Source organism: Aliigemmobacter aestuarii, assembly GCF_004799285.1.
GTDB classification, from domain to species: Bacteria; Pseudomonadota; Alphaproteobacteria; order Rhodobacterales; family Rhodobacteraceae; genus Aliigemmobacter; species Aliigemmobacter aestuarii.
In genome coordinates this window covers 420525-431770 of record NZ_SSND01000001.1, presented here as the reverse complement: position 1 = coordinate 431770, position 11246 = coordinate 420525, and the positions used below count along the sequence as shown (strand labels likewise).

At 66.5% G+C, this 11246-nt stretch carries 14 protein-coding genes and 1 tRNA gene; 6 read left to right on the top strand and 9 right to left on the bottom strand.

Annotated elements, in window-relative coordinates:
- The first annotated feature begins 64 nt into the window (after window positions 1-64).
- Window positions 65-811 carry an SIMPL domain-containing protein gene (locus tag E7811_RS01990; protein WP_136392918.1) on the top strand — a complete coding sequence of 249 codons (747 nt, stop codon included), beginning with the start codon at window positions 65-67 and terminating at the stop codon, window positions 809-811.
- 55 nt (window positions 812-866) lie between these two features.
- Here E7811_RS01990 and E7811_RS01985 read toward each other — a convergent pair whose 3' ends face one another.
- The 3 genes from E7811_RS01985 to E7811_RS01975 form a co-directional block, all read right to left on the bottom strand.
- Window positions 867-2159 carry an O-acetylhomoserine aminocarboxypropyltransferase/cysteine synthase family protein gene (locus E7811_RS01985; RefSeq protein WP_136392917.1) on the bottom strand — a complete coding sequence of 431 codons (1293 nt, stop codon included), beginning with the start codon at window positions 2157-2159 and terminating at the stop codon, window positions 867-869.
- A 210-nt stretch (window positions 2160-2369) separates the two neighbouring features.
- Entirely contained in the window at window positions 2370-2633 is a 264-nt protein-coding gene (locus E7811_RS01980) for a hypothetical protein (RefSeq protein WP_136392916.1), read from the bottom strand.
- A 309-nt stretch (window positions 2634-2942) separates the two neighbouring features.
- Entirely contained in the window at window positions 2943-3386 is a 444-nt protein-coding gene (locus E7811_RS01975) for an Lrp/AsnC family transcriptional regulator (protein ID WP_394345605.1), read from the bottom strand.
- Between the two features lie 99 nt (window positions 3387-3485).
- Here E7811_RS01975 and E7811_RS01970 point away from each other — a divergent pair, with 99 nt between their 5' ends.
- Window positions 3486-4079, top strand: a complete 594-nt coding sequence (locus tag E7811_RS01970; RefSeq protein WP_136392914.1) for a LysE family translocator — start codon at window positions 3486-3488, stop codon at window positions 4077-4079.
- On the opposite strand, the gene E7811_RS01965 is transcribed toward E7811_RS01970, so the two are convergent.
- Complete coding sequence (locus tag E7811_RS01965; RefSeq protein WP_136392913.1) at window positions 4076-5077, bottom strand: hypothetical protein; 1002 nt, start codon at window positions 5075-5077, stop codon at window positions 4076-4078. The two genes, E7811_RS01970 and E7811_RS01965, sit on opposite strands and share 4 nt — an antisense overlap.
- A gap of 81 nt (window positions 5078-5158) precedes the next feature.
- Here E7811_RS01965 and E7811_RS01960 point away from each other — a divergent pair, with 81 nt between their 5' ends.
- Window positions 5159-5581, top strand: coding sequence for a hypothetical protein (locus tag E7811_RS01960; protein WP_136392912.1), 423 nt, complete (start codon window positions 5159-5161; stop codon window positions 5579-5581).
- 2 nt (window positions 5582-5583) lie between these two features.
- On the opposite strand, the gene E7811_RS01955 is transcribed toward E7811_RS01960, so the two are convergent.
- On the bottom strand, window positions 5584-6378 hold the full coding sequence (locus E7811_RS01955; RefSeq protein WP_136392911.1) for a dimethylarginine dimethylaminohydrolase family protein: 795 nt from the start codon (window positions 6376-6378) through the stop codon (window positions 5584-5586).
- A gap of 57 nt (window positions 6379-6435) precedes the next feature.
- Window positions 6436-6519, bottom strand: a tRNA-Tyr gene (locus tag E7811_RS01950).
- 154 nt (window positions 6520-6673) lie between these two features.
- Between E7811_RS01950 and rlmB the strand changes: the two genes are divergently transcribed.
- Both rlmB and E7811_RS01940 read left to right on the top strand, forming a co-directional pair.
- Window positions 6674-7462, top strand: coding sequence for a 23S rRNA (guanosine(2251)-2'-O)-methyltransferase RlmB (gene rlmB, locus E7811_RS01945; protein WP_136392910.1), 789 nt, complete (start codon window positions 6674-6676; stop codon window positions 7460-7462).
- 177 nt (window positions 7463-7639) lie between these two features.
- Window positions 7640-8095, top strand: a complete 456-nt coding sequence (locus E7811_RS01940) for a CoA-binding protein (RefSeq protein WP_136392909.1) — start codon at window positions 7640-7642, stop codon at window positions 8093-8095.
- A 206-nt stretch (window positions 8096-8301) separates the two neighbouring features.
- Here the strand turns inward: E7811_RS01940 and E7811_RS01935 are convergent, their stop codons facing one another.
- Together E7811_RS01935 and hisF are read right to left on the bottom strand one after the other, a co-directional pair.
- Entirely contained in the window at window positions 8302-8622 is a 321-nt protein-coding gene (locus tag E7811_RS01935; protein ID WP_136392908.1) for a phosphoribosyl-ATP diphosphatase, read from the bottom strand.
- On the bottom strand, window positions 8619-9380 hold the full coding sequence (hisF, locus tag E7811_RS01930) for an imidazole glycerol phosphate synthase subunit HisF (RefSeq protein ID WP_136394184.1): 762 nt from the start codon (window positions 9378-9380) through the stop codon (window positions 8619-8621). The genes E7811_RS01935 and hisF overlap by 4 nt, the downstream gene beginning before the upstream one ends.
- A gap of 161 nt (window positions 9381-9541) precedes the next feature.
- On the opposite strand from hisF, the gene E7811_RS01925 reads away from it, so the two are divergent.
- On the top strand, window positions 9542-10486 hold the full coding sequence (locus E7811_RS01925; RefSeq protein ID WP_136392907.1) for a hypothetical protein: 945 nt from the start codon (window positions 9542-9544) through the stop codon (window positions 10484-10486).
- Here the strand turns inward: E7811_RS01925 and hisA are convergent.
- Window positions 10483-11202, bottom strand: coding sequence for a 1-(5-phosphoribosyl)-5-[(5-phosphoribosylamino)methylideneamino]imidazole-4-carboxamide isomerase (gene hisA, locus E7811_RS01920; RefSeq protein ID WP_136392906.1), 720 nt, complete (start codon window positions 11200-11202; stop codon window positions 10483-10485). The two genes, E7811_RS01925 and hisA, sit on opposite strands and share 4 nt — an antisense overlap.
- Window positions 11203-11246 lie beyond the last annotated feature (44 nt).

Sequence of the window (11246 nt, the reverse complement as noted above, 5' to 3'; positions counted from 1 at the left end):
AAGGACCGGGTTGCGGCCTGCGTCACAGATGGGAATGCTGTCGCCACATTTCAGGAGGTTCCCGATGCGACCGATTGCCCGCCGACTTTTTCCCGTACTGGCCCCCAAACTGGCCCCCAAACTGGCCCCCGCGCTGGCTGTCGTGGCCCTGGCGTTGCCCGCCGCACCCCTTCCCGCGCTGGCCGATGATGCGGCGCGGATCACCGTGACCGGCGAAGGCCGTGTCGATGCTGCCCCCGACATGGCCACGATCTCGCTTGGGGTCACGACCGAGGGCAAGACCGGGGCCGAGGCGATGGCCGCCAACACCGCCGCGCAATCCCGCGTTCTGGCGCAGCTGCGGGGCGCGGGCATCGAGGATCGCGACATCCAGACCAGCGGCCTGTCGCTGAACCCGAACTGGGATTACGGGTCCTCGAACGGGTCGGGCCGGATCACCGGCTACACCGCCTCGAACATGGTCAATGTCCGCGTGCGGGATCTTGCCCGATTGGGCGAAATCCTCGATGCCTCGATCGGCGAAGGGGCGAACACGCTGAACGGCGTGTCCTTCGGCCTGATTGATCCCGCCCCCGCGATGACCGAGGCGCGCAAGCGTGCCGTTGCAGAGGCGCGGGGGATCGCGGAAACCCTGGCCCAGGCTTCGGGCGCGGAACTGGGTCGGATCCTGTCGATCACCGAGGGCGGCGGATATGGCGGACCTGCGCCGATGTTCCGCGCCGAAGCCGCCGCGGCCGAGCCCGTTCCCGTCGCTGCGGGCGAGGTTTCGACCGTGGCCACCGTGACAATCGTCTGGGAAATCAAAGAGTAAACCGGAAATCCCGCGGCGGGGAATACCCCCGCCGCGGGCCCGGTTCAGGCCCGTTTCAGGCCGATGCGGCGGCCAGCGCCTGATCCAGATCGGCGATGATGTCGGCCACGTCCTCGATCCCGATCGACAGGCGCACCACATTGGGCGCGGCTCCGGCGGCGGCCAGCTTTTCGGGCGGCAACTGCCGGTGCGTGGTCGAGGCCGGATGGATGATCAGCGACCGCGCATCGCCAAGGTTCGCCACATGGCTGAACAGTTTCAGGTTGTTCACCAGCTTGACGCAGCCGTCATAGCCCGATTTCAGCGCCACCGTGAACAGCGCGCCCGCGCCACGCGGGCAGATCCGCGCCACCCGGTCGTGATAGGGCGAACTGTCCAGCCCGGCATAGGTGACGTAGTCGACGCGCGGATCGGCCTCCAGCCACTTGGCCACGGCCATCGCGTTTTCCACATGCTTCTGCATCCGCAAGGACAGCGTCTCGATCCCCATCAGCGTGTAATGCGCGCCCTGCGGGTTCATCGTCATCCCCAGATCGCGCAGGCCGATGGCGATGGAGTGGAAGGTAAAGGCCATCCCCCCGAGCGCCTGATGGAAATTCAGCCCGTGATAGGCCGGTTCCGGTGCGGCGAGCGACGGGAACTTGCCCGAGGCCGACCAGTCGAACGTGCCTGCATCCACCACGATCCCGCCCGTCACGGTGCCGTTGCCGGTCAGGTATTTCGTGGCCGAATGGACGACCAGCGTCGCCCCGTGCTTGATCGGGTTGCACAGATAGGGGCTGGCCGAGGTGTTGTCGACGATGAGCGGCAGGCCCACTTTCTTCGCCACGGCCGCAACCGCATCCAGATCGGTGATATAGCCGCCGGGATTGGCGATCGACTCGCAGAAGATCGCGCGGGTGTCGTCATCGACCGCCGCTTCGATCGCCGCCGGGTCGTCGAAATCGACGAATTTCGTGGACCAGCCGAACTTGCGGATCGTGTTGGTGAACTGCTGGATCGTGCCGCCATAAAGACGGGTCGAGGCGATGATGTTGCGCCCCGGTTCCATCAGCGGGAACAGCGCCATGATCTGCGCCGCATGGCCCGAGGAACAGCAGATCGCGCCCACGCCGCCCTCAAGCGCGGCGACACGTTCGGCCAGCGCCGAAATCGTCGGGTTGGTCAGGCGGGAATAGATGTAGCCCACCTCCTGAAGGTTGAACAAGGCGGCCGCGTGATCGGCATCGCGGAACACATAGGCGGTTGTCTGGTAGATCGGGATCTGCCGCGCGCCGGTTGCCGGATCGGGATTTGCGCCCGCGTGAACCTGCAACGTATCGAAACCGGGCTGTCTCGCCTCTGTCATGGTGGCCTCCCTCTGTGGTGTCATGGATCGGAGGCGAGGTTAGGGGAAACGCGCCCGGCATACAATCGCGGCCACGGCCCACGGCATGGTCGGCCCGCGGATCGGGAAGGCTTGGGCCGGGGAAAGGGGAATTCGGAATATCGGACCGAAGTGGGCGGGAAATCCGGAATAATATCCCTGTTTCAGCCGGTATTTGGGGGGATTCCCCCTTCAGCCGGTCGCCTCGTCCAGCGCGGCCTGCGCGGCCAGATGCGCGCGCATCGCCCAGTGGCAGGAGTCCGCCTCGGGCCGGGGGCAGGGCACCCTCTGGCCGTCGATCCGCATTTCCCAGCCACGCGGCCCGGCCGTCACCGGAAAGACCGTGCCATCGGGCGCGGTGACGCTGGCCACGGCGGGGGCCTCTGGCGGGGTGACGCAGGCCGTCAGCAGCAACAGGGCGGAACCGGCAAGGGCAGGGCGCAGGGGGCGGGGCATGGGCAACTCCGTTTCGCGTTTCCCCATCCATCGCGCAAGCCCGCGCCTCCTGCAAGCCTTCCGCCACGCTGCCCCTGCCGTCGTTACACAGCGCCCTTCGCGGCGGCGTGCCGGGTCGTGCCGAGAGCCGGTCGACCGGCCGACTGCAACGGGCGGCGCATCTGTCCCTAGGCCCACGGCCCGCTTTGACGGTGAACCCGGCGAACAGTGGGCGATGTTCTTTCGCCATCCGCCAAAAAACCATATCAAAATCAAGGTTTTGGCCGCGATGAAAGGGGTTTTCGCCTCCTGATCCCGGTCAGGGTGCGATCAGGCGCGGTCATCCTTGGGGCTGCCCATGACGACATAGGTTGTCAGCGTCTGCACCTGCGGCAGGGCGCCCAGTACCTCGGTATGGAAATGCTTGTAGGCGGCCAGATCGGCCGCCTCCACCCGCAACAGATACTCCACGGTGCCGGTGATGTTGTGGCATTCCCGAACCTCGGGCGCGCGGGCGACGGCGCGTTCGAACGCCTCTTGCGCGACCTTCGTGTGCTGGTTCAGGCCTACGGTGATATAGGCCACGAAGCCCACGCCCAGTTTCGCCGGATCAAGCACAGCGCGATAGCCCTTGATGATCCCACGCCGTTCCAGATCCTGCACCCGCCGCAGACAGGCCGAGGGCGACAGTCCAACCCGTTCGGCCAGCGACAGGTTCGGCAACCGCCCGTCGCGTGAAAGCTCGCGCAATATTCGCGTGTCTATGGCATCCATATTCTGCATTAATTGCAAGTATATGGCAGAAAAAACAAAATTTGCAATCTCGTGGCGCAGATTTTCTGCAATTGTTGCGCTGATGTATGGAGTTGCCTGATGACCTTTGACAGCCTTCTTGCCCTGCTGGTCTTTGCCTTCGTGACCTCGGTCACGCCGGGGCCGAACAACCTGATGCTGATGACCTCGGGGGCGAATTTCGGCTTCCGGCGGACGGTGCCGCACATGCTTGGCATCAGCCTTGGCCATGCCTTCATGGTGTTCCTCGTGGGGCTGGGGATCGACCGGGCGTTCCGCGTGGTGCCCGGCCTGGACCTGGGGCTGAAGATCGCGGCGGTGATCTACATGCTGTGGCTGGCCTGGAAATTCGCCCATGCCGACGCACCGGGCGAGGGGCGGGCCGGCGCGCGGCCCCTGACCTTCCTGCAGGCCGCGGCCTTCCAATGGGTGAACCCGAAGGCCTGGGCGATGGCACTGGGGGCGGTGGCGGCCTATGTGCCACATCCCTCGGTCTCGGCCTTCGCTCTGTTGGCGCTGGTCTTTGCGGCGGTGAACCTGCCTTCGGTGTCGGTCTGGGCCTGGGCCGGGCAGGGCGTGCGGCGGATCCTGTCCTCGCCCCGTCGCCTGCGGCTGTTCAACTGGACGATGGCGGGGTTGCTGATCCTGTCGCTTGTCCCGGTGCTGCGCGTCTAGCGCATCCACAGCCCTTCGCGTTTGAGCGTGTTGCGGATGAACTGTTCCTTTCGGGGCAGGTCGGACCGGTCGAACAGCGCGCGGGCCTCGGCGCCCTTTCCCTGATAGAGGAATTTCTGGAAGGGTTTGTATTCCTTCAGCACCTTCTTGACCGGGTTCGGGGCGGCCACCTGTTCCAGCACCTCGACCACGCGGTCGCCCTCGCGGGCGTAAAGCAGCGGCAGCGCGCGCCAATGGCAGGTCACGTCCCCGTCAAGGCCCGCAAGCTCCGGTCCGGGCCGGCCCCCGCCGAAGGAATGGATGACCAGCGGCAGCACCACCTGATCAAGCCACGGGTTCAGTTCCTGGCAGACAAGTTCGGCCGGGCGGTTGTCGCGCACCTCGACGGCCCAGTCGCGAAACCGCGTGCCGAAGGCGCGCGGGCTGCGGTGAAAGAACCACCCGGCGTTGAAGTACAGGTATCTCTGCCAGTAGTCATCGGGATGCGACCTGTCCAACGAACTTTCAAAATCCAACCCGAACCGGTCATACAGCGATTTCCAGGTTTCTGTGAGGTTCGGCCCATAAAGTTCTGACTTTGGCCAGGTATTTTCCCTGTTCATCGAAGCGGACGGTTTATCAAAATCGAACATGACCGCGCCGAGGTCGCCGGTGACAAGCGTATCGGTGTCCAGAAACAGGAAGGGTTCGTCCGGCAGCGCCAGAAGCGCCTCGATCTTGTTGCCATGGGGATAGGACGGCCCGAAGGTCGTGGCATCGAACGGGATGATCTCGGCCCCCAGGTCGGTCAGCAGGGCGCGCAACGGCCCGTCCGGCAGGCGCGGATCGCCGGGCCATTTCCCCCCTGGCGCGGGTTCGGCCAGGAAAAGCTTGCCGCCAAAGCCGGGCGAACAGGCCTTCAGCGAGGCCGCCAGCAGAGCCGCCTCATACCCGAGCCGCCCCGGCTGGACCACGGCCATGACATTGAATCGTTGCGGTGCGGCCTTTGCCTGCGCCATAGTCTGCACTGCCCCATCCCGGTTTTTGGCGACTATAGGCGGGTGCCAACCGGGACGGAAGATTTATTGACGGAGGTTTTGATGCGTTCCCTCATTCTGGCACTGGCCCTTTCGACCGCCGCCGCCCCGCTTGCCGCGCAGACCGATTTCACCACGCCCGAAGGCGCGGCGATGATCCATCAGTCCATCAAGGACCAGATCCTGGCGTTCCGCCCCGATGGCGATCTGGATTACATCTACTTCACCGCCGTCCTCGGCTGGCGCTGCGGCGTCAGCGCGTTGTATTACGGGTTCAACGACGAACCCGTCGCCACGCCCTTTCCGCTGGAACCCTGCCATCGCGACCTGCGCAACCCGAACACGATGACGGGCGACATGTCGCAGTATCCGATCTTCATCACCGTGCCGAAGGGCAGCGCCGAAAAGGTCGTGCTGCGCGTCGTCTATGACAACGGGGCCGAGGCGATGTTCGAATCGCCCCGCGCGAAGAACCTCGTCAACTGACGTCAGGACGGCGTGAACCGCAGCGACAGGCAGGACATGCCGCCATCGAGCTTCGCGCATTCCGAATTCCCGATCTCGCGCAGGTCATAGCCCGCCGCGACCAGCGCATCCCGGGTGCGGGGAAAACCCGCGGGCATCAGGACGATGTCGTTGAACCGGATCGTGTTGGCCGCCGCTTCCTCGCCGGGCGCGGTATGGATCACGCGATAGCCCTTGAAACAGCCCGAGGCATCCAGCCGTTCGGTCGCTAGGATGGTTTCGCCATCGAGGAGCGAACAATCGGTCTTGAAATGCAGCACGCCCGGCGGCGTGTGCACCTCGCGCACGGTGTGGCCCCAGTCGGCCACGATCCGGGCAAGCTCGGCGATCCCTTCGGCATTGGTGCGCGCCGACCGGCCGACGAGGATCTCGGTCTCGGTCGTCAGGATGTCGCCGCCCTCGATGAAGCTAGCCGCGCCCTCGATCCGCCGCACCCGGGAATAAAGCGCCTCAAGCTGCGGCGCCATCTCGGCGGCCTCGCCCAGGCGTGAAGGCGCGCCGGGACGCATCACCACCGCGCCCTCGGGCAGGCACAGCGCCGTATCCTCGACGAACACGCTGTCGGGATAGGCATCGAGCGGCCCCAGTTCCACCACCGTGGCCCCCGTCGACCTCAAAGCCGCGATGTAATCGGCATGATGCGCCTGCATCCGCGCCAGATCGGGAGTGCCGGTATCGACCGCGCGCAGGCCCCGGGCGATGGAGGCGGCGGGCGCACGGGTGATGGCATGGGAAAAGCGGAAGGAACGGTCGGTCATGGCGGCTCCGATGTTGACCGGTCCGGTGTAGCCTGCCTGTTCGGGAAGGGAAAGGGATGGTGGGCGACCCTGGAATCGAACCAGGCATGAGTCGCCTCGGCGGAGTTACAGTCCGCTGCCGCACCTTGCAGCACGTCGCCCACTGGAGGCGGGGAATAACGGACCCCCTCGGGGGCGTCAAGGGGCGAAGGACGCGCGCCGCCGCGAAAATTCCGCGGCATGGAAGGGGGCCTTTCCGCTTGCGCCCGGGGGCATCAAACCGCATTGTCGCCCCGATCTGAAACGGGGGAAAGCCTTGGCCAAGAAACCGGCATGGGTGGTCGACAAGGAACGCGCGAAACGCGCGGCGGCACAGGAAACGCTGTGGCTCTTCGGGCTGCATGCGGTGCGCGATGCCCTGATGAACCCGGCGCGCGAAAAGCTGCGCCTCGTCGTGACGAAGAACGCCTTCGACAAGCTGGAAGAGGCGATGACCGCGGCCGGTATCGCGCCCGAAATCGTCGACCCGCGCAAGTTCGACGTGCCGATCGACGAAGGCTCGGTCCATCAGGGCGCAGCACTCGAGGTCAGGCCGCTGAACTGGGGTCGGCTTGACGAGGTCTGCATCAGCGGCAAGGGCGCGCCGCTGGTCGTGTTGCTGGACCGGGTGACCGATCCGCATAACGTGGGCGCCGTCCTTCGCTCGGCCGAGGTGTTCGGCGCGCGGGCGGTCATCGCGCCGCGCCATCATTCCGCGCCTGAAACCGGCGCGCTGGCCAAGACCGCCAGCGGCGCGCTGGAACGCCAGCCCTATCTCAGGGTGACGAACCTTGCCGAGGCGATGGAAGAGCTGAAGGCCATGGGGTTCACCCTGCTCGGCCTCGATGGCGAGGCGGAAACGACCCTTGCCGAGGGACTTGCCGGGGCGGGCGACCGCCCGGTGGGGCTGGTCCTCGGCGCCGAAGGGCCGGGCCTGCGCGACCGGACGCGGGACACCTGCGACCGGCTTGTTCGCATCCCCTATCCGGGGGGGTTCGGTTCGCTCAACGTGTCGAACGCGGCGGCGGTGTCGCTTTATGCGGCGGCCACGCGAGGAAAGGGATAGGGCGCACCTGTGATCACGTCTGCGCGATCATCCCTTAAATCCGCGCCGGTGTTGCCTAACTTCCATAGTGGGAAGCGGGGCCGGAACCCCCGTTTCCGTCTTCACTGTCCCTCGTTCCGTGACTGGCGCCCGGGCCCCGTTGCCCGGGCGTTCTTTATTTCCGGGGATTGAAAATCCATGTCACATGCCGCCAGCTCACCTGCCTCCGGCGTCGAAACCACCGATGAAACCCTGCGCCGCATCCTTCGGGACAGCCGCGTGATCGCGTTGGTTGGCTGGTCGCCGATACCCGACCGCCCCAGTCATCGCGTCGCGCGCTTTCTGGCCGGGCGGGGCTATCGCGTGATCCCGGTCAATCCCGGCCAGGCGGGGCAGGACAGCGGTCTGGGCGAGCCCGTGCGCGCCTCGCTTGCCGAGATCGGGGAGGCGGTCGACATGGTCGACATCTTCCGCCGCTCCGAAGAGGTCGGCGCCGTGGTGGACGAGGCGCTGGCCCGTCTGCCGGGGCTCAAGACGATCTGGATGCAGCTTGGCGTGATCGACGACGCCGCCGCCGCCCGTGCCCGCGCCGCCGGCGTCACCGTCGTGATGGACCGCTGCCCGGCGATCGAGATCCCGCGCCTGGGCCTGTGACGCCCATGAAAAGAAGGGGGGCTGTCTGCCCCCCACTTTGGCTGCGCCAAATTCACCCCCCGAGGGTATTTTCGTCAGGTTGAACGACAATTTGAGTCAAACTTGTTTCACTTTGGCGCAAAAATCCTCGGGGGTGAGCCGCCAGAGGCGGCGAGGGGGCGGCAAGCCCCCTTTTCCCTTATGTCGGCCGGGGTTCGGACCGGGGGTCAGGGCGTGCCGCGGGCGGCTTTCTCGGCAAGGCCCGAGGTGCCGTCGCGGCGGTCAAGCTCGGCCAGGACATCGTCAAGCGTCACGTCGCGGGCGGCCAGCATGACGAGCAGGTGGTAAAGGACATCCGCGGCCTCGGAGGCGAGTTTTTGCCGGTCGCCCCTGACCGCCTCGATGATCGCCTCGACCGCCTCCTCGCCGAATTTCTCGGCGCATTTTTCTGGCCCTCTGGCCAGGAGTTTCGCGGTCCAGGAGGTGTCAGGATCGGCGCCCTTGCGGGCGGCGATGGTCGTGGCGAGGCGGGACAGCGCGTCGGTCATGTCAGCCTCACCGGGATGCCTGCCGCGGCCATGTGCGCCTTGGCCTCGTGGATCGTATGGGTGCCGAAGTGGAAGATCGACGCGGCAAGGACCGCGCTGGCGTGGCCTTCGGTGACGCCTTCCACCAGATGATCGAGCGTGCCTACACCGCCCGAGGCGATCACCGGGATCGACACGGCATCGGCGATGGCCCGCGTCAGCGGGATGTTGAAGCCCGCCTTCGTGCCGTCGCGGTCCATCGAGGTCAGCAGGATCTCGCCCGCGCCCTTCGCGGCGACGGTGCGGGCGAAGTCGACCGCGTCCACGCCCGTGGCACGGCGCCCGCCGTGGGTGAAGATCTCCCACCGGCCGGGTTCGACGGTCTTTGCGTCGATCGCCACCACGATGCACTGGCTGCCGAAGCGGTCGGCGGCCTCGGCCACCACATCGGGGTTGGCGACGGCGGCCGAGTTGAACGAGACCTTGTCCGCCCCGGCCAGAAGCAGCGCCCGCACGTCCTGCTGCGTCCGCACGCCCCCGCCCACGGTCAGCGGGATGAAGCACTGTTCGGCGGTGCGGGTGACGAGGTCGAACATCGTGCCGCGGTTTTCATGGGTAGCGTGGATGTCAAGGAAACACAGCTCATCCGCGCCCGCCGCGTCATAGGCCTTGGCGGCCTCCACAGGGTCGCCCGCGTCGATCAGGTTGACGAAGTTCACGCCCTTGACCACGCGGCCATCGGCGACATCGAGGCAGGGGATGATGCGGATTTTCAGCATGGGCCGACCGTGCTTGCAGGCGTTGCGCCCTACATAGGCGGTGATGGCGCTCATGGCCAGCGGGCTTTTTCCGCCGGTTCCGACAAAGCCGTTTGGGCAGGCGCGGTTTTCTGCAAGGATCACGGCGCAAGGCCATGCAGATACGCCTACCGGAGCACGGAATGCCCGAACGCCACGCAAGTCGTCAGACGGGACCCCGGACAAAACCCGGCATACGCTATGTCGCGGCCTCGCTCTCGCTTGGCCTGATCGCGGTATGGGGTTCGGAAAACCTGTTCTGGACGGTGCCGCAAGCGCCAGTAAGGCCGCTGGAACTGCTGGTCACATGGGCGGCCTATTCGCTGGTTTTGGCGGCGGCCTTGTCAGCGGTGCTCTGGGCCGGGTTGGGCGGGTGGCGCGCCGCGTTCATGGGAGGCGCGATCCTGGGGTTTGGCGTCGAAGGAGTGATCGTCGGCACGATGTATGAGTCCTTTCCGCTGCAACTGATCTGGACACCTTTGGCCTGGCATGCGCTGTTGACGGGGCTGGTTGTGTTTGCATTCGCGCGCCGCCTCGCACAGGGGCCAGTTGCGGTGCAGATTGCCGGGCTTGTGGTGCTGGGGGTATTGGGGGCCACCTGGGGGCTTTACTGGCCCATCGAGATTGACGCCATGCCGGGCCACGAGGTGACGCTGCCTTATCTTGTCGGCCTCGCCCTGCCTGTTGTGGCTGCTCATGTCCTGCTTGATCGTTTGGGGCCGCTCCACCCGCCGGGGCCCCTGCTGCTGTGGGCCGCGCCGGTGGTTATGGCGCTGTTGTGGCTTCTGCGCGCGTCCCTGAGCGGCGCGTTCATCGTGCTGTCATGTCCGGCGATGATCTTCGTGACCGTCTGGGCCATGCGCAGGCTTGGCCGCGCGGGACAGCCTCTTGACTTCGGGTCCGCCGTTCCCCTGTGGCGCCACGCCCTTTTCCTGCTCTTTCCCCTGACCGTCGCCCTTCTGGTCGTGCCGGGCTGGCAGGCCCTTGGCGCGGTGGCCGTCAACATCCCGGTGGCCTGGTCGACAGGCGTCATCGGGGCCGGACTGTGGCTTTGGCTGGTCGACCGGGCAGCGCGCACCGCGCGCTAGCCGCGAAGGGCGGCGATCGCCTCTGCCAGGTCAATCGCCCCATCGTAAAGCGCGCGGCCCGAGATGGCGCCGGCGATCACGCCGGTTTCGCGGAGCGCGATCAGGTCTTCCATCCGGCTCACGCCGCCCGAGGCGATCACCGGGATCGTGACGGCGCGGGCCAGAGCCTCGGTCGCCTCGATGTTGGGGCCGGCCATCGCGCCGTCGCGGTCGATGTCGGTGTAGATGATGGCCGCGACGCCCGCATCCTCGAAGCTGCGGGCCAGATCGGTGGCCATCACGTCGGTCTCGGTGGCCCAGCCCTTGGTGGCAACGCGGCCCTTGCGGGCGTCGATGCCCACGGCGACGCGGCCGGGGAAGGCGCGGGCGGCCTCGCGCACCAGATCGGGGTTTTCGACCGCGACCGTGCCAAGAATCACCCGCGAAAGCCCCTTTTCCAGCCACATCGCGATCGTGGCCATGTCGCGGATGCCGCCGCCCATCTGCGCGGGCACGCTGACGCGGGCGAGGATCGCCTCGACCGCCTCGGCGTTCACGGGGCGGCCCGCGAAGGCGCCGTTCAGGTCCACCAGATGCAGCCATTCGCAACCCGCATCCTGGAAGGCCCGCGCCTGTGCGGCGGGGTCTTCGCCAAAGACCGTAGCGGCCTCCATGTCGCCGCGCAGCAGGCGCACGCATTTGCCGTCTTTCAGGTCGATCGCGGGATAAAGGATCATGGCGCACACCTTTCCGTGGTTGGTGCGGTCTTTGCCACGGGCCG